25 protein-coding genes are annotated in these 24,128 nt (G+C 53.0%); 14 read left to right on the forward strand and 11 right to left on the reverse strand.

Annotated elements, in window-relative coordinates; all coding sequences use genetic code 11:
* Position 1 precedes the first annotated feature (1 nt).
* Complete coding sequence (locus tag RHH53_RS11265; RefSeq protein WP_310743802.1) at positions 2-1,090, forward strand: patatin-like phospholipase family protein; 1,089 nt, start codon at positions 2-4, stop codon at positions 1,088-1,090.
* 30 nt (positions 1,091-1,120) lie between these two features.
* On the opposite strand, the gene RHH53_RS11270 is transcribed toward RHH53_RS11265, so the two are convergent.
* Positions 1,121-1,540 (reverse strand): photosystem I reaction center subunit II PsaD, encoded by a 420-nt coding sequence (locus tag RHH53_RS11270; RefSeq protein ID WP_149819488.1) that lies wholly within the window; start codon positions 1,538-1,540, stop codon positions 1,121-1,123.
* A gap of 380 nt (positions 1,541-1,920) precedes the next feature.
* Here RHH53_RS11270 and RHH53_RS11275 point away from each other — a divergent pair, with 380 nt between their 5' ends.
* The gene (locus tag RHH53_RS11275) at positions 1,921-2,556 is read left to right on the forward strand and encodes a YqiA/YcfP family alpha/beta fold hydrolase (protein WP_310438501.1); all 636 of its coding nucleotides are present in this window, start codon (positions 1,921-1,923) and stop codon (positions 2,554-2,556) included.
* Here the strand turns inward: RHH53_RS11275 and RHH53_RS11280 are convergent.
* Positions 2,541-3,527 (reverse strand): methyltransferase domain-containing protein, encoded by a 987-nt coding sequence (locus RHH53_RS11280; protein ID WP_310743803.1) that lies wholly within the window; start codon positions 3,525-3,527, stop codon positions 2,541-2,543. The two genes, RHH53_RS11275 and RHH53_RS11280, sit on opposite strands and share 16 nt — an antisense overlap.
* Before the next feature lie 232 nt (positions 3,528-3,759).
* On the opposite strand from RHH53_RS11280, the gene ribBA reads away from it, so the two are divergent.
* Positions 3,760-5,403, forward strand: a complete 1,644-nt coding sequence (ribBA, locus tag RHH53_RS11285) for a bifunctional 3,4-dihydroxy-2-butanone-4-phosphate synthase/GTP cyclohydrolase II (protein ID WP_310744268.1) — start codon at positions 3,760-3,762, stop codon at positions 5,401-5,403.
* Positions 5,404-5,457: 54 nt separating this feature from the next.
* On the opposite strand, the gene RHH53_RS11290 is transcribed toward ribBA, so the two are convergent.
* Genes RHH53_RS11290 through RHH53_RS11300 form a run of 3 tightly spaced genes read right to left on the reverse strand, consistent with a single transcriptional unit; the run spans position 5,458 to position 7,579 of the window.
* Positions 5,458-6,045: a 4'-phosphopantetheinyl transferase superfamily protein gene (locus RHH53_RS11290; protein WP_310743804.1), complete on the reverse strand. Its 588-nt coding sequence runs from the start codon at positions 6,043-6,045 to the stop codon at positions 5,458-5,460.
* Between the two features lies 1 nt (position 6,046).
* Positions 6,047-6,484, reverse strand: coding sequence for a hypothetical protein (locus tag RHH53_RS11295; protein ID WP_225901575.1), 438 nt, complete (start codon positions 6,482-6,484; stop codon positions 6,047-6,049).
* 60 nt (positions 6,485-6,544) lie between these two features.
* The gene (locus RHH53_RS11300) at positions 6,545-7,579 is read right to left on the reverse strand and encodes a Gfo/Idh/MocA family protein (protein WP_149819497.1); all 1,035 of its coding nucleotides are present in this window, start codon (positions 7,577-7,579) and stop codon (positions 6,545-6,547) included.
* Between the two features lie 143 nt (positions 7,580-7,722).
* Between RHH53_RS11300 and queC the strand changes: the two genes are divergently transcribed.
* The 5 genes from queC (at position 7,723) to RHH53_RS11325 (ending at position 12,699) form a co-directional block, all read left to right on the forward strand.
* Positions 7,723-8,424 (forward strand): 7-cyano-7-deazaguanine synthase QueC, encoded by a 702-nt coding sequence (gene queC, locus RHH53_RS11305; RefSeq protein ID WP_206200233.1) that lies wholly within the window; start codon positions 7,723-7,725, stop codon positions 8,422-8,424.
* 125 nt (positions 8,425-8,549) lie between these two features.
* Positions 8,550-10,466 carry a molecular chaperone DnaK gene (gene dnaK / locus RHH53_RS11310; RefSeq protein WP_206200234.1) on the forward strand — a complete coding sequence of 639 codons (1,917 nt, stop codon included), beginning with the start codon at positions 8,550-8,552 and terminating at the stop codon, positions 10,464-10,466.
* 205 nt (positions 10,467-10,671) lie between these two features.
* Positions 10,672-10,836, forward strand: a complete 165-nt coding sequence (locus RHH53_RS11315; RefSeq protein ID WP_011057571.1) for a hypothetical protein — start codon at positions 10,672-10,674, stop codon at positions 10,834-10,836.
* Between the two features lie 10 nt (positions 10,837-10,846).
* The gene (locus RHH53_RS11320; RefSeq protein ID WP_206200235.1) at positions 10,847-11,146 is read left to right on the forward strand and encodes a TMEM165/GDT1 family protein; all 300 of its coding nucleotides are present in this window, start codon (positions 10,847-10,849) and stop codon (positions 11,144-11,146) included.
* A gap of 125 nt (positions 11,147-11,271) precedes the next feature.
* Positions 11,272-12,699, forward strand: coding sequence for a mechanosensitive ion channel domain-containing protein (locus tag RHH53_RS11325; protein WP_310743805.1), 1,428 nt, complete (start codon positions 11,272-11,274; stop codon positions 12,697-12,699).
* Between the two features lie 5 nt (positions 12,700-12,704).
* Here the strand turns inward: RHH53_RS11325 and RHH53_RS11330 are convergent, their stop codons facing one another.
* The 6 genes from RHH53_RS11330 to RHH53_RS11355 form a co-directional block, all read right to left on the reverse strand.
* On the reverse strand, positions 12,705-13,079 hold the full coding sequence (locus tag RHH53_RS11330) for a YraN family protein (protein WP_206200237.1): 375 nt from the start codon (positions 13,077-13,079) through the stop codon (positions 12,705-12,707).
* Between the two features lie 5 nt (positions 13,080-13,084).
* Positions 13,085-14,365 carry a glutamyl-tRNA reductase gene (locus tag RHH53_RS11335; protein WP_206200238.1) on the reverse strand — a complete coding sequence of 427 codons (1,281 nt, stop codon included), beginning with the start codon at positions 14,363-14,365 and terminating at the stop codon, positions 13,085-13,087.
* 103 nt (positions 14,366-14,468) lie between these two features.
* Complete coding sequence (locus RHH53_RS11340; protein WP_310743062.1) at positions 14,469-15,410, reverse strand: Rpn family recombination-promoting nuclease/putative transposase; 942 nt, start codon at positions 15,408-15,410, stop codon at positions 14,469-14,471.
* Between the two features lie 3 nt (positions 15,411-15,413).
* The gene (locus RHH53_RS11345; protein WP_302678335.1) at positions 15,414-16,343 is read right to left on the reverse strand and encodes an Rpn family recombination-promoting nuclease/putative transposase; all 930 of its coding nucleotides are present in this window, start codon (positions 16,341-16,343) and stop codon (positions 15,414-15,416) included.
* 3 nt (positions 16,344-16,346) lie between these two features.
* Positions 16,347-17,276 carry an Rpn family recombination-promoting nuclease/putative transposase gene (locus RHH53_RS11350; RefSeq protein WP_302678335.1) on the reverse strand — a complete coding sequence of 310 codons (930 nt, stop codon included), beginning with the start codon at positions 17,274-17,276 and terminating at the stop codon, positions 16,347-16,349.
* A gap of 36 nt (positions 17,277-17,312) precedes the next feature.
* Entirely contained in the window at positions 17,313-18,614 is a 1,302-nt protein-coding gene (locus RHH53_RS11355; RefSeq protein WP_206200242.1) for a valine--pyruvate transaminase, read from the reverse strand.
* 145 nt (positions 18,615-18,759) lie between these two features.
* Here RHH53_RS11355 and RHH53_RS11360 point away from each other — a divergent pair, with 145 nt between their 5' ends.
* The 6 genes from RHH53_RS11360 to rpsL are packed head-to-tail and all read left to right on the forward strand — an operon-like array spanning position 18,760 to position 24,068.
* Entirely contained in the window at positions 18,760-20,046 is a 1,287-nt protein-coding gene (locus tag RHH53_RS11360) for an efflux RND transporter periplasmic adaptor subunit (protein ID WP_310743806.1), read from the forward strand.
* Positions 20,047-20,055: 9 nt separating this feature from the next.
* A complete protein-coding gene (locus RHH53_RS11365) occupies positions 20,056-20,475 on the forward strand; it encodes a VOC family protein (protein ID WP_206201696.1) in 420 nt (139 codons plus the stop codon).
* A 55-nt stretch (positions 20,476-20,530) separates the two neighbouring features.
* Positions 20,531-22,024, forward strand: a complete 1,494-nt coding sequence (locus RHH53_RS11370) for a leucyl aminopeptidase (protein WP_310743807.1) — start codon at positions 20,531-20,533, stop codon at positions 22,022-22,024.
* Positions 22,006-22,848: a methyltransferase domain-containing protein gene (locus tag RHH53_RS11375; RefSeq protein ID WP_310743808.1), complete on the forward strand. Its 843-nt coding sequence runs from the start codon at positions 22,006-22,008 to the stop codon at positions 22,846-22,848. Before RHH53_RS11370 ends, RHH53_RS11375 begins: the two co-directional genes overlap by 19 nt.
* 24 nt (positions 22,849-22,872) lie before the next feature.
* A complete protein-coding gene (locus RHH53_RS11380) occupies positions 22,873-23,607 on the forward strand; it encodes a 16S rRNA (uracil(1498)-N(3))-methyltransferase (protein WP_310743809.1) in 735 nt (244 codons plus the stop codon).
* Positions 23,608-23,663: 56 nt separating this feature from the next.
* Complete coding sequence (gene rpsL, locus RHH53_RS11385) at positions 23,664-24,068, forward strand: 30S ribosomal protein S12 (RefSeq protein WP_149819523.1); 405 nt, start codon at positions 23,664-23,666, stop codon at positions 24,066-24,068.
* Positions 24,069-24,128 lie beyond the last annotated feature (60 nt).

Genomic DNA, 24,128 nt, shown 5'->3' on the forward strand with positions numbered 1-24,128 from the left:
TATGCTAAACACTGGTTCAAAAGTTGGTTTAGTCCTCACGGGTGGTGGTGCCAAAGGTGCTTACCAAGTGGGGGCACTGCGCTACCTCGCTGAACAGGGATTTGAACCGCACATTATTGCAGGTACCAGTATCGGTGCCCTCAATGGCGCCATCATTGCCAGCTATCCCCAGCAATTGGCTCGGGGTGTGAGCAAGCTCGAGGAGATTTGGCGTGAGATTGGTGCCGCCAATATCATCTCCGCCAACCCCAACTGGCTCAGCATTCTCATCAGCTATGGCATCCAATCTGCCTTACCTGAATTTGGGGGATGGATCAATACTTTTTTGACAGTGACGGGGATTCTCCCCAAATGCTATTCCTTCTTTGACCCGCGCCCGATCGAAGAACTTGTGCACTCCTATGTAAACTACAACCAACTGAAACGGGGTACGGAGCTTTGGGTAACGGTTTTTCCCTCATTGCAAATTCCGGGTCTGGGCTATAACCTGTTGATGACATTGATTGACATGTGTCGCGTTTGGACAGGCACAAAAGCTGAGTGGCTGCGGGCACAGGATATGGATGACCCAGAGACGTTATTGAACTTGCTGCTGGCGAGTGCGGCCGTTCCTTTGGCCTTTCCGCAGCGACAGGTCAATGGTCAAACCTATGTGGATGGGGCACTTCAGGATAATGTGCCCTTGGGAGCGTTGGCGCAGCGGGGCTGTACCCATGCCATTGTCATTCACCTTGAGGATGGGGTGCCCTGGAATCGTTATGACTTCCCTAATTTGACAATCATTGAGATTCGACCACAGACAGTGCTGAATACTTCAAACACGGTTGTACTGGGGAGTCTAGAAAGCTTGCTCGATTTCCGGAGCGATCGCATTGCCGCCCTGCAAGCACAAGGGTATGCCGATGCCAAGGCAGCCATTGAGCCGATCCTCACCCTTGCGCAGAACCTGAGAAACCTGCGCCAAACCCATGGGGAGTTAAAGGCTTCTACGGCAGCACTCTTGAATCCCGATGAGTTAAAAACCTCTACAGCAGCACTGCTCAATCACAACGTTACTTTAAAATCAATACCCCCCATGGTTGATCCATAGGGGGTCATCAGGAGATAGCTCAGCACCGACCTATGGATCGTAGGGCTTCTTGCCGGTGAACTTCAGTTGCGAAGGATTGGGATTTTGGCCAATGGAGCGGGGCACTGAGTTGACGGCTTCACGCCCTTGGTTCACCTTCTCAGGGAAAACACCATCCTTGGGATGGATCAACACCGTTTCACCATCGGGGAAAATGCGGTAGATTTTGTAGTCATTGATTTTGCGGGGACGCAGTTGCTGAGCGGCTAGGGCAAGGCACTGCTCCTTACGGGCAAGGTAAACAAGATTTTCCCCTTCACGCATAACCGCAGCCCCAGCCGTCGGCATTTCAAAAACCTGCTCTTTGGGGCTTGTCCAGGTGATGGCGTATTTCTCTTCGGTGTCCGCTGCGCTGAGGAGGCCGCCAGTGCTGCCACCATAGAGCGGGGGTTGCCCAGTGAGTGTTGTCATGCGTTCGATCCTCAATCTCTCACGTTTTCATTCTTAAGATCGGCCAGATACAACCCTTTTCTTGGATATGGGAACCATAAAGGGGATGCAATCCTCTCCCATAGGGGCTTTCGCAGTTTTGAGCGTTTGCCCTCCTTGCGAAAAGGGCTGTAGCCAGATTCAACGGCATCGTAGCATTGAAATCGCGGTGTTGATGCGAGTTGTGAGAAACTGTAACAGTTCCTTCAAAATAAGGAATTGTTGTTGAGCTGTTTGATCAGCATTCTGAATTATTTTCAATGATCACCCTTGAACAACCTATGGCTAAAGGGCTAATTTGTTAAGATTATTGACAAAGTGCGACAAAAATATGTCCGCTCCTCACAAGGGATTATTGAGCAATGCAATATCTCTACCTCCATGGATTTGCCTCGTCGCCGCGCTCAAGTAAAGCTCAGTATTTTCGCGATCGCTTTGCGGAACTCGGTCAACCGCTACTCATTCCTGATCTCAATCAGGGGGATTTTTTTCATTTGACCTTAAGTCGTCAAATTGACCAAGTAGAAGCGCTGCTCGCCCCAGAGGAACCCGTCACATTGATTGGCTCCAGTTTTGGTGGCCTGACGGCTGCTTGGCTAGCGCAAAAGCATTCCCAAGTGGTGCAACTGTTTCTGCTGGCACCTGCCTTTGAGTTTGCGATCCATTGGCTGCCGCGCTTGGGCGATCAATACCGCCGCTGGCAAGAAACGGGTGTGCTGGAGGTGTATCACTACACGCAAGAGCGCCTGCTCCCCCTTAGCTATGGTTTTGCCAAGGATTTACTAGAGTACGACGATCGCCAGCTGCAGCGGCCTGTGCCTACCCTCATTTTCCATGGTCTTCAGGATGAGGTGATTCCCATCGAAGCCAGTCGTCGCTACTGTGAAGGCCGCCCTTGGGTGAGTCGGGTGGAATTGGACAGTGATCACGCTCTCAAGGATGTACAGCCGGCCATTTGGGGCATGATGTATCCAATCATCTATCAGCAGTTAACTTGAGAGGCTGGGTCAAGGGAGACCGCAGGAACTTCTGCTCGCACGGCGCGAAACATGCCAAAGCGGCACAGTCCCATGCCAAAGGCAAGCCGCATCAACAGAAAGGTGGGTACTTCCCGCAAAGATTTTACTAGCCCCGGTAGGCCAAAGCGAATCAGCCCCTCTGGTCGCACAATTCCCTGCCAAATTGAATCTAGCCACGAGGGGAGCGTTTCCTGTGTCCAGTCAGCAGTGATCACCTCTCCAGCCACTAAACCCGTTGCGGCAAGGGCTTCGGCAAAGCCTTCAATACTGGCAAAGGCGGGGTGTGCCCATTGATCCAAGAGCTGCCGCATAATGAGCCGCTCCCAGAGGTTCAAGGGGTGCTGGCGATCGTCCCTTTGGTTCCAATCGGCAACCACAAGAATCCCCCCCGGCTTTAGGACACGGAGTAATTCCTTAGCAAACTGCTGTTTATCGGGCATGTGGGGGCCGGCCTCAATTGACCAAACCACGTCAAAGCTGGCATCTGGAAATGACAAGGCTAGAGCGTCATCCACCTGAAACTGCACATTGAGATCCGCAGGAGTGAGTTCCCGCGCCCGCCGTACCTGTTCAGGGCTGATTGTAATTCCCGTCACGTGAAAGCCATAGTCACGCGCTAGCATACGACTGCTCCCGCCAATGCCACAGCCCACATCCAAAACCGTTGTCCCCGGCGGCAGGCGATCGAGACCCGCCCAGCGCACCATTTCATGGACAAAATCTGCCTTTGCTTGGCGAAAGTCTTTACGACGGGGGGGCGAACCATAGTGGCCAAGGTGAATATGCTCACCCCAGTAAAATTCAAGAATGCCGTCATCGGTCCAGTCGTCATAGGACTCGGCGACAGAGCGGGCAGACTCGTACTTGCGAGGAAACAGGAGATAAAGCGCTAACCCTAGGAGGACTAACGCGCCAACAATGATAACCAGTATGAGCAATAGATGAGACATGCAGCAGATTGGCTGGTGAAACCTTTCACTATGATGACGAGGTTTTTAGCATTTCCACAAGGGAAAGAGCCACAGATGGGTTTTCGTGGGAGATCGTACGCTGTTCAATACTATCTTGAAAAGTTGGTGCAATCCTACCTGCTAGTGCTGCGGGCACCCAATCCTCGTGAAAAAGGCTGTAACTTAATAATAAGGAGCCTTAAAAATTCTGGAAGGAACTGCCTTGGCGGATGTGCCTGTGTTTGACTCGATTGAATCTGCGTTGGATGCCCTGCGGCGGGGTGAAGTTATCGTCGTGGTGGATGATGAAAATCGTGAGAATGAGGGGGATCTCATTGGTGCCGCTGAGCGTGTGACCCCAGCCATGATTAACTTTATGGCGGTTCATGCCCGAGGATTGATTTGCCTCGCCATGGAGGGCGATCGCCTCGATGAATTGGATTTGCCCTTAATGGTAACAACAAATACCGATAGCAACCAAACTGCCTTTACGGTGAGTGTTGATGCCGGTGCCCGTTGGGGCGTGACCACAGGCATTTCCGCCGAAGACCGTGCCCGCACCATTCAAGCCCTCATTGACCCGACGACCCAGCCTCAAGATTTACGTCGCCCCGGCCATGTCTTTCCCCTGCGATCGCGCCCTGGGGGGGTTCTCAAGCGAGCCGGCCATACCGAAGCCGCCGTCGATCTGACACGGTTGGCAGGTCTCTACCCAGCGGGGGTCATCTGTGAGATTCAAAATCCCGACGGCACCATGTCGCGGCTGCCCCAACTCATTGAATATGCTCGCACCCACCAACTGAAGATTATTAGCATTGCCGACTTAATTAGCTATCGTCTCCAGCATGAGCGTTTTGTCCGCCGCGAAGCTGTGGCCAAGCTACCGACGGAGTTCGGTGAATTTCAAATCTATGGCTATCGCAATTCCCTCGATCAATCGGAGCACGTCGCCATTGTCAAAGGAGATCCTGCCACGTTTAGCGAGCAACCCGTGCTGGTGCGCGTTCATTCTGAATGTTTGACGGGCGATGCCCTCGGTTCACTGCGCTGCGATTGTCGGATGCAACTGCAAGCGGCTCTGAAAATGATTAACGCGGCAGGACGCGGTGTGGTGGTTTATCTGCGCCAAGAGGGTCGTGGCATTGGCCTAGTCAACAAGCTACGTGCCTATTCCCTGCAAGATTTGGGAATGGACACCGTGGAAGCTAATGAGCACCTCGGCTTCCCAGCGGATTTGCGTAACTATGGCGTTGGCGCCCAAATGCTCAATGACTTGGGAGTGAAGCAGATTCGCCTGATTACCAATAACCCCCGTAAAATTGCTGGCCTCAAGGGCTATGGCCTCGAAGTGGTGGATCGGGTGCCCCTGCTGATTGAAGCGACGCCCTACAACACCCCCTACTTGACGACTAAGGCGGAGAAACTGGGGCATCTACTGCTACAAACTTACCTGATCACAGTGGCCTTTCGCTGGCAGGAGTCGCAATTAGATGCGGGCGATCGCTATGAGCGGTTGGAAAAAATACGTCATCTGGCCGCAGGCGTCCATTTGCTAGTGCGCGAAGAAGCTCGGCCCGTTGCGCAGGCCATCTTTGGACATCCTGACCTGATTGTTCACTTTGGCTTTGACCAACCCCATGTGGCCGATCGCCAGTGGTATCAGCAGCCAGAACATCCCTATGTCTTGGCGGTGCAAACCCTGCTGCGGCAATTTTGCCAATGGCCAACCCTGAAGGGATTTGAGTTTCTCGTGGCCACCGGCAGCGATCCAATGCTCAACCTACCGATGGATCTCGATCGCCAAGCCTACACCCAACAGCCCCCCAGTGAGTGGCAGCCTCATCTCATCTATTCATGGTCAGCATTAGCAGGTTAAAGCGTCGATGAATATCTTGGAGCATCTACGTCGTTTTCAAGTGTGAACATTCATTTATCCCACTACTTCTGGCCGAAAAAAGACACACTGGAGCGGCGTTGGCGTTAGCACAACAACACTGGCAATGGCGCGATCGCCCACGGGGAAACTGACTGCCCAATGTTCTAAAGGCTGAGCCGCCGTCCGCTGCCATACCCCGATCCCCTGAGCCTTGAGCCACGCTTCATAGTATGTCCAAGCCTGTAGAAACGAGCGATCGCTCCCCTCTAATATCCTTTGTTGCAGAGCCGCCCCAAAAAACCGCCGACTAATGGCTGAACGCTGAGGACAGGGGCGCAATATTTCTACATCTACCCCTACAGCCGCCCGGCCACTCACGGCCAACACCGCTAAGTTACCACTATGGCTCCAGTTAAATTCCAAAGCATCCAAATAGGGCTTACCCCCAGCGGTACGCGGTAGAGGCTTCTCGCCAAGATTCGGCTGATAGCGTCGTAAATAGGCGCGCAGGGTAACCTCACGGGGCACATCAGGGGGAAGCGTTAACCACCAAAGATGCAGCGCATTGGAATACAAGGTGAGATTGTCGTGTGGCGCCTGCCATTGAGGGGCAACAATCGGGGGTAGGGGCAAATCCCACACATTAAAGACTGAGGCGTTTTTTTAGTGACAATAGGTGAGTGCGGGGATTAATGGGGCTACGGGGCAGCGGTAACTCAAAATTCGGCCAATTGGGCAGACTGGCACAGGGACAGTGTACAGGGGGTAACCCATGACAGGGTAGAGGCACAGGCATTTGGCAGCGGGCACAGGGGGTAATGTCCCAACAGTCGCTCAAGAGTTGCGTAATCGTCTCCGCCGTGTCCTCAAGAAAGCAGTCTCCTGCCTGACCAGAGATCACATAGACCCAGCAGGCCTCAAAGGCTTGACTGTAGCGATCGCCCTGAAGGACAGGTTGCGGCAGCACCGTATGCGCTCCGCCCCAAATACACAGCCGTTTGCCCAGCTGAAACCAGTAGGCGAGATAGGACTTCACCTTTGCTTGGGCTGCCAAAAAGGCACAACCTTCCAGATCCGTCATTGACACAACCCTCGCTGCTGTACTTACTACCCTAGCGCAAGGAAACGAGGGCGATGCGTGCTAACGAATCAGTGCCGCCAAGGAAGCATCCAACTGTCCCCAACTGTGGCCATCAAGGGCTAACTGCTCAATGAGACTGGCCAAGCGCAACGCTTTGAGTGCCTGCTCCCCACCCACCGAGGGAGGTTGACCACCACGAACACAGTTGACGAAGTGCTCCAATTCAGCATGGAGGGGTTCAATATTGCTTGTATAGACCTTCTCAATGAGACCGTCTTGGCGGTAGAGAACTTGGCCATGATCGGCACTGCACGATGCGGTGGTTTTGCGGTGAATGAGAATCTCGTTTTTCAGGAAATCGGCCTCCGTGAGGGAATTTTTGCAGTGGGCAGCAATGCGTCGTTGTTTGCGGTGGGTGACTTTACTGGCCGTGAGGGTGGCAATAATGCCGTTGGCAAAGCCCAATGTGGCGGTCACGTAGTCCAGATACCCAGAGTTGGCAGAGCGACTGCCGGCGGCCGTTAGGCGCACCACAGGGGAATTGGTGAGTTCCAATAGCAAGTCAATATCGTGGATCATTAAGTCGAGAACCACTGAGACATCATTAGCGCGATCGGAGTAGGGACTCATGCGATCGGCTTCAAGGGCAAGGATTTCCTCAGTGCGCAGAACTTTGCTCAGTTCTTGAAATGCAGGGTTAAAGCGCTCAATATGTCCGACTTGGAGGATGCACTGGCACTCCGCTGCTGCGTTGACGAGCGATTCTGCTTCGCTAATACTGGCGGCAATCGGTTTTTCCACCAAGACATGTACCCCGTGGCGCAAGCAGGTAATGCCCACTTCATGGTGGAGACGGGTGGGCACGGCAATACACACCGCCTCAACGTGGGGCAGTAAATCCACATAGTTTTCAAAAAATTTCACCCGATATTTGCTAGCGGTATCAATGCCCCGCTCCAGATTCACGTCAGAAATGCCCACAAGTTCGACATCTTTGAGTAAACTCAAAACACGGGTATGGTGCTGACCCATGTTGCCAACACCGATAACGCCAATGCGCAGTGGTTCGGGCTGGGGACGGACGGCAGAACTCATGTCTAGTTATTTCACTCCTCTACGCAACCGGGGAAAGGCTTGGTGTTGGCGATCGCCCGCCGTAAGTAGCAACTCACAGAATGAACATTTTCAGAAAGATGCTACCACAGCATTGCCAAATGTAAAGGTTTTGATAGACAGCTATGATGACGACACCAAAGGCCGTCGTGTTGCTCTCAGGGGGGTTAGACTCCAGCACGGTGTTATTTCGTGCCAAGGCACTGGGTTATGCTTGCTATGCCCTTTCCTTTGACTATGGGCAGCGCCATCGGCGGGAATTAGAAGCCGCGATCGCCATTGCCACCGCCGCCGGCGTGATTCAGCATCAAATGGTCTCCTTGAATTTGCAGTTGTGGGGCGGCTCTGCCTTGACTGATTTAACGATTGACTTGCCTCGCGATCGCGATCTGGCTACCATGAGCCAAGAGATTCCCATTACCTATGTCCCCGCCCGCAATACGATTTTCTTGAGTGTTGCCCTTGCCTATGCCGAAGCCCTAGGGGCGCAAACGGTTCATATTGGCGTCAATGCCCTCGATTACTCTGGCTATCCCGACTGTCGGCCTGATTATATTGCTGCAATGCAGGAGGTCTATCGCTTGGGTACCAAGCAGGGGCGTGAAGGCCAGCCCATTGAAATTGTCACCCCCCTCATTGAACTCCACAAAAAAGACATCATTCGTCTGGGGAATGAGTACGGCGTTCCTTGGGAAAAAACATGGTCCTGTTACAGCGATGGCCAACAGGCCTGTGGTCGCTGCGATGCCTGTCGATTGCGTTTAGCGGCCTTTGCCGAATTAGGGCTTGTGGATCCTTTGCCCTACGCGGCTGACCACCCTGTGTAGGTTCGGTAAATCCCCCTTTTGCAGAGAGCGGGAGCGATCGCACTATAGGAAGGAGAGAGGGTTAAGCCCAATATGGGTGCTGTGCCCCGCATCGAAGTTAGCCTGCAAAGGGAGTTTTCGTCGCTATGGCAAAAGTTGTCGGAATTGATCTGGGGACCACCAACTCCTGTGTGGCCGTCATGGAAGGGGGCAAGCCCACGGTTATTGCCAATGCTGAAGGGTTTCGGACAACGCCCTCCGTTGTTGCCTACACCAAAAATGGCGATCGCCTCGTGGGTCAAATTGCCAAACGGCAAGCAGTGATGAACCCCGAAAATACTTTCTATTCTGTGAAGCGCTTTATTGGCCGTCGCTTTGATGAGGTGACCCACGAAGCCACCGAGGTCTCCTACAAAGTTTTGAACGTCAATGGCAACGTCAAGCTGGATTGCCCCGCCCTTGGCAAACAGTTTGCCCCCGAAGAAATTTCTGCTCAAGTCCTGCGCAAACTAAAAGAGGATGCTAGCAAATACCTTGGCGAGGAAGTCACCCAAGCGGTGATTACTGTGCCCGCCTACTTCAACGACTCGCAGCGCCAAGCCACCAAAGATGCTGGCAAAATTGCCGGTCTTGAAGTGCTGCGGATCATCAACGAACCCACCGCCGCTTCCTTGGCCTATGGCCTAGATAAAAAAGCCAATGAAACCATCCTTGTCTTTGACCTTGGCGGTGGTACCTTTGACGTGTCCATCCTTGAAGTCGGTGATGGCGTTTTTGAAGTGCTCGCCACCTCCGGGGACACCCACCTTGGTGGTGACGACTTTGACAAGAAAATTGTGGACTACTTGGCTGAATCCTTCCGTGCCCAAGAAGGCATTGACCTGCGCAAAGACAAACAGGCGCTGCAACGGCTGACAGAAGCGGCAGAAAAAGCCAAGATTGAACTTTCCAGCGTCATGCAAACGGAAATTAACCTGCCCTTCATTACTGCAACGCAGGATGGGCCTAAGCACCTCGACATGACGCTCACCCGCGCCAAATTTGAGGAACTCTGCTCTGACCTCATTGACCGTTGTCGCGTACCCGTTGAGCAAGCCCTCAGGGATGCCAAACTCAGCAAAGATCAAATTGACGAAGTGGTACTGGTGGGTGGCTCTACCCGCATTCCTGCCATCCAAGAGCTGGTCAAACGGCTATTGGGCAAAGACCCCAACCAGACTGTGAACCCCGATGAAGTCGTGGCGGTGGGTGCCGCTATTCAAGCTGGGGTGCTGGCAGGGGAAGTGAAAGACATTCTTCTCCTTGATGTCACACCGCTGTCTTTGGGGGTGGAAACCCTTGGCGGCGTGATGACGAAAATTATTCCCCGCAACACCACGATCCCGACGAAAAAATCCGAGGTCTTCTCTACTGCGGTTGATGGTCAAACCAATGTGGAGATCCACGTCCTGCAAGGGGAGCGGGAAATGGCCGCCGATAACAAGAGCCTCGGCACCTTCCGTTTGGATGGCATTCCGCCGGCACCCCGCGGTGTGCCCCAAATCGAAGTCACGTTTGATATTGATGCCAACGGTATTCTCAACGTCACCGCTCGCGACAAAGGCACCGGCAAACAGCAGTCCATTAGCATCACCGGCGCCTCAACGCTGCCTAAGGATGAAGTAGAACGCATGGTGCGCGAAGCGGAAATGAATGCCGCTGCTGATAAAGCCAAACGCGAGAAAATCGAGACCAAAAACCAAGCGGAACAACTCTGCTACCAAGCGGAGAAACAACTATCCGAATTGGCTGACAAAGTCTCCACCAGCGATAAAGACCGCCTCACCGCCCTCATTGCTAACCTGCGCTCGGAAATCGGCACTGAAGCCGAGAAGAAACCCATTGAATCCATTAATTTTGAACGGGTGAAATCGCTGATGCAGGATCTGCAACAAACCCTCTACAGCGTCGGCTCCAGTGTTTATCAAAGTGCGCAGTCCAGTGATGGAACTGGCTCCAGCAGCAGCGGTAGCAGTGGTGGTGGTGACGAAGTGATTGACGCTGAGTTTTCGGAAACCAAGTAGTCCCTTAAATTCGCAACTTTCTGCCAGAACAAGACTCCTCCTCCCCCTAGGTGAAAGCTTAGGGGGTTTCTCATTTTTGTGAGGGGGTATAGTCACAGTTTTTTCGATCACAGGCTTCTTGTGCTAGGGGAAAAATTCCGATAGAATAAAGTTTCTGTCCTTAATTTTTGTTGAGTGCTGAGACCACCCCACCATTGAGGTAAGCATGGCCAAACGCCGCAATCCCAAGAAAGAAAAAGCTCTTCGTAACCAAGCCTATGCTCGCAAGTTTCGCAAGCGTTCTTCGGGTCGCTACAGCCGCCGCCTAAATACGGAGAATCGCCCAGAGACGAAAACCACCGAGACGGTTGAGGAAATGACGGACGCCTAGAGGGCAGTCGGTGATTAAGCGCGCGTTGCCATGGCGAGAGTTCGGGGTTGCGTTTTTAACCGTTTTTTTGGCTGAATTTGCCGATAAAACTCAAATTGCTGTATTTTTCATGGCTGCCCGCGCTGCCTCCCCTTGGTTGGTGTTTTTGGGAGCAGCTTTGGCCTTAGTAACCACTAGTTTGATTGGGGTATTGATTGGTCGCTGGCTATCACAGTACCTCTCGGAACAGCGATTACAAACGCTGACGGGTGGTAGTCTCTTGGCGATCGCCCTTTGGCTATTGTGGGATATGCTGCACCCAAGCCTTTGATGACCAAAATATCGCCACTTAATGGCGCGAGAAAGTTCCTTCAGTTGACGATCGCCCCCTGCTAAAGTGAGGGGGTTAGCTTAGGCACTGTCTAAGTTGGTGAACCCCTGAGGAGACTGTGGAGAATGCCATCCCAAGTCATTGAACTGTGGTCATCGTTCGTTAGTATTGCCGATGCACCGTTGTTTCGCCTTGGGCGGGAAACGATTTCCCTGCGTTGGCTGTTTCAAGTGGTGCTGTTGCTCATCCTCGTTGCCATTTTGGCGCGCTTTTTCAAGGGGGTGCTGAAAAATCAACTCCTACCCCGCCTTGGTTTGGATTTAGGCAACCGTGAGGCCATTTCCACTGTGATGAGTGGTGCCGGGGGAGCACTGGGCTACATTATTGTTTTGCAAGCAGTGGGGATTAATCTCGATTCCCTAGCGGTGATTATTGGTGGCTTGGGGGTGGGGATTGGTTTTGGTTTGCAGGATGTCACCCGCAATCTCATCAGTGGCCTGACGCTCCTGATTGAGCGCAAAGTGCGTGTCGGCGACTTTGTGGAAATTGAAAACATCAGCGGCTACGTTCAGGAAGTCTCGATGCGAGCCACGGTGATTCAAACCTTTAACGGTTCAAATGTGGTGGTGCCCAATACCTACCTTGCCGATAGTCCGGTGCTGAATTGGTACTACGAAACCCATCGCGGTCGTATTGATATTGCCATTGGGGTGGCCTATGGGACAGATCCAGTTTTGGTGACGGAAGTCTTGCTCAATATTGCGCATTCTGAACCAGATGTCCTCAGGGAGCCAGGCCCGCGGGTGATTTTCCGTGAATTTGGCGATTCTGCCCTTAAGTTTGAACTCTGGGTATGGACGGATGCCATTGAGCGTCGAGTGTTCATCAAGAGCAGTCTCAATTTCAAGATTGATTATTACTTTCGGCAGCATAATATCTCGATTCCTTTCCCGCAACGGGACATCTGGATCCGCAATGCGCCAGCGCTCTCTCCCCTTAGTGAGCCAGCCGAAACGGTAGGCATGCCCTTGGCACCGGCAACGCCCTCTTTAAAGTCGCTGCTTCAGCAGGTGAGCTATTTTCAGTGCATGAATGACTTGCAATTACGCTTTCTCATCGAATCGGGCTACCGCAAGCACTTGGCAGCGAAGGAAATTTTGTTCCGTGCTCAGGAGGCAATCAGTAACTTCTACATCGTATTGCAGGGGCAGATGGCGGCGGTCTATGAGGAGAATGGTGAACTCAAGCCGATGATGACGTTTAACCCGGGGGAGCACTTTGGCGAGCTACCACTGATGCTGGGGGTGGCCTGCCCAACAACGATGATGGCAATGACGGATACGGTCTTGTTTGTCCTACCACGGGAGGGATTTGAACAGTTGCTAAAAGAACATCCTTCCCTTGCCGATGATATTGCGGTGGCGATCGCCCGCCGTCAGGATGTGCTGGCGCAACATCAACAGGAGCTTCAGCAACTGAGTCGCCAAGAGGCGGATCAAAGTCGTCCGATTAACTGGATTCGCGATCGCCTGCAAAAACTGCTGAGTTGGTAAAGTGCTCAATCGGTGGCGTCCAGCGTAAATGCGTGCTCCAAGTATTGATGCAGCCGATAGGTACCTGCTTGGTATCGCACCAAGGCCACATCGAAGCGACAGGGATGATCCTGCCACTGGGGCTGACGTTCTAGGAAGGCTTGGGCGGCCAAAATGAGTTTGCGTTGCTTGCTAGGGGAAATCGCACCGAGGCCATCACAATCCCAGTTGCGGGAACGGCGGGTTTTCACTTCGACAAAGCGCACCACCCCCCGCGGATCACAGGCAACAATATCCAGCTCACCCCAAGGGCAAGACCAGTTCTGAGCCAAAATTTGACACTGCTGGGTTTGTAGCCACGCGACAACTACCGCTTCCCCGCGATCGCCCACGTGGCGCATAGGCCCTAGGCTTCAATGGGTTCGAGATTAAACAAGTCTTGGAGGGTCTGCATAGCGCGTTGACGACTTTCTAAATCCCGCTGTGATTGCAGTTGCACCGTTGGATCATGGAGAATCTTGTTAATAATTGTGCGCGTCATTGCTTCAATGACCCCTTGATGTTTCTCACCAAACTCACTGCCTAAGCGGGAGAGGGCTTTTTCCAGCTCTTGGGTACGGATCGCTTCCATTTTTTGGCGCAGACTGCGGATGGTGGGAATCGTTTCTAGGGCGTGCCACCAAGCCAAAAAGGTCTCTAATTCTTCCTCAAGGATACCCTCGGCCTCTTGAGCCAATTGGCGTCGCGCCTCTTGGTTTTGGGCGACGACTGCTTCGAGATCATCCACATTAAACAGTTGTACGGAGGCCAATTCCGTCACGTTGGCATGGACATTGCGGGGCACGGAAATATCAATGATTGATAGGGGGCGATCGCCCGTGAGCACCGACCCTAAATTCTCGCGATCCAAGAGGGGTTGTGTCGCTGCTGTACCCGTAAAGACCAAATCCATTGCTGCCACAATCGGCAGTAGATCTGTCATCGTAAAGAGTTCAAAGCGTACTTCGGGAAACTGCTGCGCCAGTTCCTGTGCCCGTTCCAAGGAGCGGTTGATAATGCTCATTTCTTTCACCCCTCGGGCAATCAGGTGTTGCACCACCAAGCGGGACATTTTGCCCGCACCGACAATGGCAATGCGGCAGTTCTGGAGATTTTGCAACCGCAGGTCGGCGAGTTCCACCGCCGCTGAGCTAATGGAGACCGCCCCCGTCCCAATGCTGGTTTCTGTGCGTACCCGTTTACCGGCCGCGATCGCCCCCGTAAAGAGGCGATTGAGAATAGACCCAATGGACTTGTACTGCTGCCCTAACTGATGACAGCGCTTCACTTGGGAGAGAATTTGCCCCTCGCCAATCACCAAGCTATCCAGACCCGAAGCCACCCGCATGAGGTGCATCACCGCATCCTGATGCAGCAGGATAAAGAGGTAGGGACGCAGTTGGGGCAGGGGAATATGACTCCACTCACTGAGAAACTGATGCACTTCCCGCACGCCCACCTCAGTGTCACTAGTAACAATGTAAATTTCTAAGCGGTTACAGGTGCTAAGGATGGTCGCTTCCTGAATATGGGCGTAGCCGCATAGATGTTGCAGTGCCCGCTCCCGCACATCCTCTGGCACACTCAATTTTTCGCGCACATCCACAGGGGCGGTTTTGTGACTCAAGCCAATGACAGCAATATTCATAGGAATCGGTTGACGTTCGGCTGCAACTCCATCAATTGTTGTATCAGGATTCTTGAGCCTCCTTCACGCTTGTTTGCAAGTCTTTACTAAAGGAGGATTCTCCCTAACCGAGATTCCTGAGCCAGTCCCTCAGGTCTTCCAGGGTCGCAAAGTCAAGGAGTGCCTCTGCCAAAGTCTCAATCTGGGTGGATGGGAGTTGGCGAATTGCTGCTTCAAGGTCAGCCGGTAAATCCCCAAACCGTCGCCTGAGGAAGCGCAAAACAACCAGTGCTTCTCCCTGCTGTAATCCCTGTTGCAATCCCTGTTGCAATCCCTGTTGCAATCCCTGTTGCAGTCCTTGCTGTAATCCTTGCTCCAATCCCTGCCGTAAGCCCCGTTGTAACCCTTCCTCTTGTGCCTCGGCATAGACCTCTTGGTAAAACCGTGTCCGCTTCAGCTCCTCCGTCGTAAACCCCAGCATGCGCAGCACCTCCTCCCGACTCAGCTTGGTGAACTTGTACAGCACAATGGTAGTGATTAACTCTATTATGGCTTCCAAGTTTGGCGCTCTTTCGGTCTGGCTGCGCTGGGCAAGTAATCGGGCGACTCTGGGCATCTCTGCCTCTGGTACCACCATCAACTGCATCAGGGCAAGGCTCAAGGGCAATTCCGCTGGTGACCCCAGTTCATTCAAATACACCCGCCGCAGGCGATCGCTCTTGACCAACACGTCATAGGGTTCAAAGGAAACTTGTTCGGCTTGGCGATGGGGATAAATGACCACCGCTTGCCAATCAGAGAAAGTTTGGCGGTACAGGCGCAGATAGAGAAAAATCTCAGCAAAGAGACGTTCGTAGAGGGTGTTATCGCGCTGAAACTGAACTTCACAGAAATAGACGGTTCCTGAGGGGTCAGGAGGCAGAAAGACACCATCAATGCGAAAGGCCGTTTGCTTCAGCTCCACAGAGTCAAAGCGGTAGCCCTGGGGGGGATTGATTCCCAAAAGGTCAAACAGTGTCTGGGGCAGCTGGGCAAACAGTTGGTAAAAGAGGGAGTCACGGCGCATGGGCTAGGGGGAGCGCTCTAGCCACGCAGAGACGTGTTCAAGGTCAGTGAAGTCAAGGAGAGCTTCTGCCAACGCTTCAATCTGATGGGGAGGGAGCTGGCGAATGCGCTCTTCAAGACTAGTTGGTAAATCGCCAAACCGCCGTCTTAACTGCCGCAAGACAACAAGTACCTCTCCCTGTTGTAATCCCTGCTGTAATCCCTGTTGCAATCCTTGTTGCAGTCCTTGCTGTAATCCTTGCTCCAATCCCTGCCGTAAGCCCCGTTGTAACCCTTCCTCTTGTGCCTCGGCATAGACCTCTTGGTAAAATCGTGTCCGCTTCAGCTCCTCTGTCGTAAACCCCAGCATGCGCAGCACCTCCTCCCGACTCAGCTTGGTGAACTTGTACAGCACAATGGTAGTGATTAACTCTATTATGGCTTCCAAGTTTGGCGCTCTTTCGGTCTGGCTGCGCTGGGCAAGTAATCGGGCGACTCTGGGCATCTCTGCCTCTGGTACCACCATCAACTGCATCAGGGCAAGGCTCAAGGGCAATTCCGCTGGTGACCCCAGTTCATTCAAATACACCCGCCGCAGGCGATCGCTCTTGACCAACACGTCATAGGGTTCAAAGGAAACTTGTTCGGCTTGGCGATGGGGATAAATGACCACCGCTTGCCAATCAGAGAAAGTTTGGCGGTACAGGCGCAGATAGAGAAAAATCTCAGCAAAGAGACGTTCGTAGAGGGTGTTATCGCGCTGAAACTGAACTTCACAGAAATAGACGGTTCCTGAGGGGTCAGGAGGCAGAAAGACACCATCAATGCGAAAGGCCGTTTGCTTCAGCTCCACAGAGTCAAAGCGGTAGCCCTGGGGGGGATTGATTCCCAAAAGGTCAAACAGTGTCTGGGGCAGCTGGGCAAACAGTTGGTAAAAGAGGGAGTCACGGCGCATGGGCTAGGGGGAGCGCTCTAGCCACGCAGAGACGTGTTCAAGGTCAGTGAAGTCAAGGAGAGCTTCTGCCAACGCTTCAATCTGATGGGGAGGGAGCTGGCGAATGCGCTCTTCAAGACTAGTTGGTAAATCGCCAAACCGCCGTCTTAACTGCCGCAAGACAACAAGTACCTCTCCCTGTTGTAATCCCTGCTGTAATCCCTGTTGCAATCCTTGTTGCAGTCCTTGCTGTAATCCTTGCTCCAATCCCTGCCGTAAGCCCCGTTGTAACCCTTCCTCTTGTGCCTCGGCATAGACCTCTTGGTAAAATCGTGTCCGCTTCAGCTCCTCTGTCGTAAACCCCAGCATGCGCAGCACCTCCTCCCGACTCAGCTTGGTGAACTTGTACAGCACAATGGTAGTGATTAACTCTATTATGGCTTCCAAGTTTGGCGCTCTTTCGGTCTGGCTGCGCTGGGCAAGTAATCGGGCGACTCTGGGCATCTCTGCCTCTGGTACCACCATCAACTGCATCAGGGCAAGGCTCAAGGGCAATTCCGCTGGTGACCCCAGTTCATTCAAATACACCCGCCGCAGGCGATCGCTCTTGACCAACACGTCATAGGGTTCAAAGGAAACTTGTTCGGCTTGGCGATGGGGATAAATGACCACCGCTTGCCAATCAGAGAAAGTTTGGCGGTACAGGCGCAGATAGAGAAAAATCTCAGCAAAGAGACGTTCGTAGAGGGTGTTATCGCGCTGAAACTGAACTTCACAGAAATAGACGGTTCCTGAGGGGTCAGGAGGCAGAAAGACACCATCAATGCGAAAGGCCGTTTGCTTCAGCTCCACAGAGTCAAAGCGGTAGCCCTGGGGGGGATTGATTCCCAAAAGGTCAAACAGTGTCTGGGGCAGCTGGGCAAACAGTTGGTAAAAGAGGGAGTCACGGCGCATTGAGAAATGAGGAAGTACTCACCCATGAAGGAGGGCTTAAGCGAGGACATCAGAATAGGAGCGGCTAGGGAACTCTTGATACACCTGTGTAATGGTGGCGGCTAGTCGTTGCATGCCAAGGGCAATTTCCTCATCACTGGCAGTGAGACTAATACGCAGGCACTCCTGTTTGTGGCGCCACGGCTCGGTCAAGCCGGGGAAAAAGGAGCTGCCGGGAACCACAATCACCCCTGCTCGCTTCAGGTGTTGATATAATTCCCAATCTGTCATGGGTAAATCCCGTAGCCATAGCCACGCGAAAATCGCCCCCTCACCGCGATGCAAAAACCAAGGAAGGTCGTTGGGCAAAGCAGTTCGTAGGGTTTCTTCGAGAACTGTCAACTTGCGCTGATAAAAGGGACGAATGACATTGACGGATACTTCGGCTAGGGCACCATTGGCAATGGCTAAGGCCGCGATCGCCTGACCGTAGCGCGAGGCATGAATACAGGCATTGGTTTGAAAGGCTTCGAGAACACTCAAAATCTCGCGATCGCCAATGGCAATCCCCACCCGCTCCCCCGGCAGTCCTGCTTTTGAGAGGCTGAGGCAGTGGACAATATTGCCGCCAAAAACGGGTGCTAGTTCCGTAAAGTTCAAGCTGGGATAGGGGGGGCCATAGGCAGCATCAATCAACACTGGAACGCCATAGGGGACAGCGAGATCAGCAATTTGCCGCACCTCGACATCCGTGAGCACATTTCCCGTCGGATTGCAAGGACGAGAGAAGATGACGCATCCAGTCGTCTCATCAATGTGGAGTTGTTGAAAGTCGGGACGATACTTAAAGGTGTGATCCGCTTCAAAAATCTCAAGGCGCGGACGATAGGCAACAACGGTATCAGGGGTAAAGCTGACGCCACCATAACCCGTATATTCTGGACTCAAGGGGAGAACGACTTTCTTTAATTCACCGTTGGCGCTAAAGCCCCCAAAAGCATTGGCAGCAAAGAAGTAGATGGCCTGACTGCCGGGGGTGACAAGGACATTGCGCTCCGTCAGGTTCAAACCATAGCGGCGATTAAAATCATCGACAACGGCAGCAATTAGCGGTTCATACCCTTGGCTTGTGCCGTAGCGGCAGACCACTTGGCCAAATTCTGGGCTGGCCATTAGCTCGTGGGTACAGTCGCGCCATAGTTGCTCCACCTCAGGGACAATGAGGGGATTACCTGCACTCAGGTTAATCAGGTCTTGACCGCGATTCAGGCGCAACGTCTCAATAATATCCTTCATGATTGCCCGAACTCCCGTCAGTTGGGACATTTGCTGGCCAATCTGGGAGAGTGCAGGATTCATAGGCAAAGGACATAGACAGTATTGGTTAGGATAGCATCTGCGCTTCTATTAAGGGACAGATGGAACCAATAGATACGGTCAATGCTGCTATTCGGTGGGTCACTGTAACATAACGTTAGAATAGGCCAAGAACTGTAAGGCATTCATGGCAGCGTTTATCCCCTTTGTTGGTAAACCTTCTTCCCCTTGGCGATCGCTCGTGATTGGGGTGATTGCTGCTGGTTTGATTGGCAGTGGTGGCCTACTGCTGTGGCGATCGCGCCAAACGCCCCTTGATTTAGATCGCTACACCATACCCGTTCAAGACAGTCGCGATTTAGTCGCTCGCATTGCTGCCACGGGCAAAGTGGTGCCTGTGCAAACCGTCAATATCAGTCCAAAACGGGCAGGTCTTCTCGCCGAACTCTACGTCGAGCAGGGCGATCGGGTCAAGGCGGGTCAAATCATTGCCCGTATGGATAACCGCGATGAACAGGCGCAACTGGCTCAAGCCCAAGCCAACCTCGCCGATGCCATTGCCCGTCGCGATCGCGTGGTTGCCGGTAACCGTGCCGAGGAAATTGCCCAAGCCGAAGCCCAAGTGCGAGCAGCCGCCACCCGTGCTCAATTGGCAGAAGAACGCCTGAAACGCAATGAATTGCTCGCGGCTGAGGGTGCGATTCCCCGCGATACCCTTGATGAACTAAAGGCAAACCGGGATAGCGCGATCGCCAACCTGAATGAAGCTCAAAAGCGCCTGCAACTATTACAGCGGGGTTCCCGCACTGAAGAGATCCGTCAAGCGGAAGCGGCCGTGGCTGCTGCCCAAGCCCAAGTCCAAGCCGCCCGTGCTGCCCTCGAAGATACAGTGATTCGCGCTCCTTTTACGGGGATTATTACCCAGAAGTACGCCAATCCGGGAGCCTTTGTGACACCCACCACCACCGCCTCTGCCACGACCTCTGCCACTTCCACCTCAATTGTGGCGATCGCTGAGGGCTTAGAAATTCTGGCCGAGGTACCAGAAGTGGATATTGGCCAAGTGCTCGTGGGGCAACCCGTTGAAATCCGTGCCGATGCCTATCCGGGGGAAACCTTTGAAGGACGAGTACGCTTAGTGGCACCCGAAGCGGTGGTGGAGCAAAATGTCACCTTCTTTCAAGTGCGGGTCTCCCTTGTTACTGGGTTGCAGAAGCTGCGTTCTGGGATGAATGTGGACTTAGATTTTCTGGGACAAAAAATTAACAATGCCCTGCTGGTGCCGACGGTGGCCATTGCCGTTGAGCGCGGTCAAACGGGTGTTTATGTTGTGGGTGAAGACAATCAGCCAAAATTCCGCCCCGTCACCATTGGCAGTAGCTGGCAAGATCAAACACAAATTATCAGCGGCCTGAGGGCGGGTGAGCGGGTCTTTATTGATTTTCCGGAACGGCTGCGGCCAAAACAGGAGTAGTCTATGGGCTTGCACCACGTTTCCATCCGCACCGCCAATATTCAGCGGGCGATCGCCTTCTATGAATGCCTAGGCTTCACGATGGATGTCCGCTTTACCACGGGCTATACCCTTGCCTGTTGGCTCAAGGGCTGGCACACCCGCCTTGAACTTCTGCAAGTCCCTGAACCCCACCCTGCTGCTGACCCTTTTCACGATGAGCACTATGTTGGCTACTACCATCTTTCCTTTGATCTCAGTGACCATCCTGACCCCCTTGAAACATGGCTCAATCAGGTGGCGCAAACGTTGAAGGCACAGAATTTACCCTTTGAGCTACTGCTGAAGCCCACTCAGCAAGTGATTGGGTCGCACCTCTATCACGTCGCCTTTATGCGTGACTGCGATGGCTTGCCCCTTGAATTTTTGCAGTGTCTGGGTTCCTGCTGAGGCCTAAACGCCGATAAAATAAGGGGGTTGAGAGATTTTTGGGTCGTAGATAGGCATGCAACTGCAAACAATTACTACAGTCATTCCCGACTGGTCGGGGGACTTACTGGCGATCGCCGTCTTTCAAACGGAAGGCACCCTCACCCTCACCGACCCCTACACGACCCTTGATCAACGCCTCAACGGTCTATTGCAGGAACTGATCAACGAAGGGGAATTTCAAGGCAAGTCCGGTACCTCCCTTCTGATGCGCCTATTGCCCAACTTCCCCATTAAAAAGCTTCTCCTTGTGGGCTTGGGGAATCGCGATGACTTTAACCTAGAGACCCTGCGCCGCACTGCTGCGACCATTGCCCGTACGGCTCGCCGTGAACGTGCAAAAACATTAGGCATGGCACTGCCCCATGAGACTTTAGAGGCGGCGGATGCTGCCCAAGCCATTGCCGAAGGAGTTCTCCTTGCCCTCCACAGTGATGTGCGTTTTAAGTCGGATCCCGAAGCTCGTAAACTCCTGCCCTATCCAGAATCCGTCAGCCTGTTGGGTTTAGGGGAGCAAGCAGCGGCCTTGACCCGTGCCCAGCAGATTTGTGATGGGGTGATTTTGGCGCGCGAACTCGTGAATGCCCCGGCCAACGAAGTGACGCCTGTCACCCTTGCGGAAACGGCTCAGCAATTGGCGGCTACCTACGGCCTCACGGCAAAAATTTTGGAGCGCGATGAGTGTGCCGCCTTGGGTATGGGTGCCTTTTTGGGAGTGGCCCAGGCATCTGATCTACCGCCGAAATTTATTCACCTCACCTACACTCCCGCCGGAAATGTCCAGAAGAAAATTGCCCTCATTGGCAAGGGGTTAACCTTTGATTCCGGTGGCCTCAACCTCAAGACCCAAGGGGGCATTGAAACCATGAAAATGGACATGGGGGGAGCCGCAGCCGTTTTGGGAACCGCCAAGGTCATCGGTCAACTCAAACCCGCTGGCATTAAAGTTCACTTTATTATTGCTGCCACTGAAAACATGATCAGTGGCCGTGCCCTGCATCCGGGGGATATTCTCACCGCCTCCAACGGTAAGACCATCGAGGTCAACAACACCGATGCTGAAGGCCGCCTCACCCTTGCCGATGCCCTGGTCTATGCCGAAAAACTAGGCGTAGATGCCATTGTTGATTTGGCAACGCTGACCGGTGCCTGTATTGTTGCCTTAGGGGATAATATTGCCGGTCTTTGGAGCAACAATTCAGAATTGGCGCAAGCTCTGCAAAAGGCCAGCGATCGCTCCGGTGAAAAGTTCTGGCAAATGCCCCTTGAAAATAAATACTTTGAGGGTATGAAGTCCCAAGTGGCCGATATGAAAAACACCGGTCCGCGATCGGCCGGATCAATTACCGCCGCCCTATTCCTTCAGCAATTTGTTGATCACACCCCTTGGGCACACCTTGACATTGCCGGTCCTGTCTGGACAGAAAAAGAGGATGGCTACAATAATCCCTGTGGGACAGGCTACCCTGTGCGCACATTGGTGGAGTGGCTATGCAGTCTCAGTCCCTAAAACTAGTTAATGTTGGTTGTGGTCAAACTTTCCATCCAGAGTGGCTTAACTTTGATGTGGCACCAGCGGTGGCGGGCGTAAAACGCTGGGATATTCGCCGAGGTTTACCTTTTAAGGAAGAAGAAGTCGATGCTGTTTACTCTTCCCACGTTCTCGAGCACCTGAGTTGCCAAGAAGCAGAAAACTTTCTACGCGATGCCTATAGAGTATTGAAGCCGAATGGTGTTCTGCGGATAGTAGTTCCCGACTTAGAGCAAACCACTCGTGCCTACTTAGCTGAACTCGATGCGTTACGAGATGGCAGGCAAACAGAACCTGCCAACTATGAATGGCTTAAATTAGAGCTTTTAGATCAACTCGTTCGCCATCACAGGGGTGGCGCAATGGCGGCCTATCTCCTAAATCCAAATATTCCCAATCCTGACTTTGTCCGATCTCGCATTGGCCAAGAAGCTGAAGATTTCTTCAAGGTAGTTCAACAACCGCAAACAGCTAAGAGCTTTCTCAAAAAAATACTGAGACCACTGCGTCATCCCCGTGAGTTACTCGCGAAAATTTTAGTTTGGCCAATTCTTGGAAAACGAGGAGTGGATGCCCTTAGTGTGGGGCTGTTTCGCTTAAGTGGTGAAGCGCATCTGTGGATGTACGATGGCTACTCTCTCAAACTCTTGGTTGAAGCTTGTGGTTTTCACGACTGTCGTGTAGTCTCTGCTTTTGAGAGTTGCATTCCAGACTTTTCCCGTTACAACTTAGATGTGGTTGATGGCCAAGTGCGCAAACCCGACTCTCTGTTTATGGAAGCTACTAAGCCTGTCAGTGCTTAAAGAGTTTGACGAGACTCTCATTACATGCGATCGCCCCAGCGGTTAGTCGTCTCACCCTCACAAATCCAAGACCGACAGGTGTGGCTCACTCCTGAGCAAGTCCACTATCTCCGCCATGTCCTGCGCTTAAAAGATAACGATGTCATCTCGATTTTGGATGGCCAAGGACAGCGATGGCGGGGCACGCTTGGTGTGAATGGGCAGACTGTCGAATTATTGGAAGCTGAAAAGCAAGAGACGGAGCTCAGTGTAGAAATTATTCTCTGCCTAGCTCTACTGAAGGTGGCAAACTTTGAGCAAGTGCTGCAACAGGCAACGGAATTGGGGGTCAAGCGTATTATTCCGATTCAAACAGCGCGATCGCTCCTGCAACCCAGTGCCAATAAATACCAGCGTTGGCAGCGCATTCTCCAAGAGGCCGCCGAGCAAAGTGAGCGTCTTTATGTCCCCACCCTCAGTGATCCCCTCTCCGTTGCCGAAATGATCAGCCTCACCCCCAAGGGCTACATTGCCAGTTTGAATGCCTCACAGCTCCTGTGGGACTGCTTGCCCCAAATGAATCTATCTCAGCCAATTTATCTGGCGATCGGATCCGAGGGGGGATGGACAGCCTCAGAAGTGGAGCAAGTTTTGGCCGCTGGTTGGCAAGCATTTTCCTTGGGGCGGCGTACCCTGAGAGCCGTCACCGCCGCGATCGCCAGCCTGACCTTAGTGAGCCATTACACTGAGAGGCACTGCGCAACGGCACAACAGCATTGACAACGCCACGGCTACCTCGATACACTAGAAGTTCGGTGAAATTAACGTAAGCAGCAATGCCCACCATCCAGCAACTGATCCGCCAAGAGCGGGAACTGTTGAAAAAGAAAACAAAATCTCCTGCCCTCAAAAGCTGCCCCCAACGGCGTGGGGTATGCACACGGGTTTATACCACAACCCCCAAAAAGCCCAATTCTGCCCTGCGCAAAGTGGCACGGGTACGTCTCACCTCTGGCTTTGAGGTCACCGCCTATATTCCGGGAATTGGCCACAACTTGCAGGAGCACTCTGTAGTCATGATTCGCGGCGGTCGGGTTAAAGATTTGCCCGGTGTGCGCTACCACATTATCCGTGGCACGTTGGATACCGCTGGCGTCAAAGACCGTAAACAAGGTCGCTCCAAGTATGGTGCCAAGCGTCCCAAACCCGGTGAGGCTGCTGCTACCGGCAAGAAGAAATAATTTCCGTTCTCCTATCTCCTTGAGTCCACCCTTGAAATCTTGAACTTCACTAGAGCAAAC

The organism is Thermosynechococcus sp. PKX82, from assembly GCF_031583255.1.
GTDB lineage: Bacteria > Cyanobacteriota > Cyanobacteriia > Thermosynechococcales > Thermosynechococcaceae > Thermosynechococcus.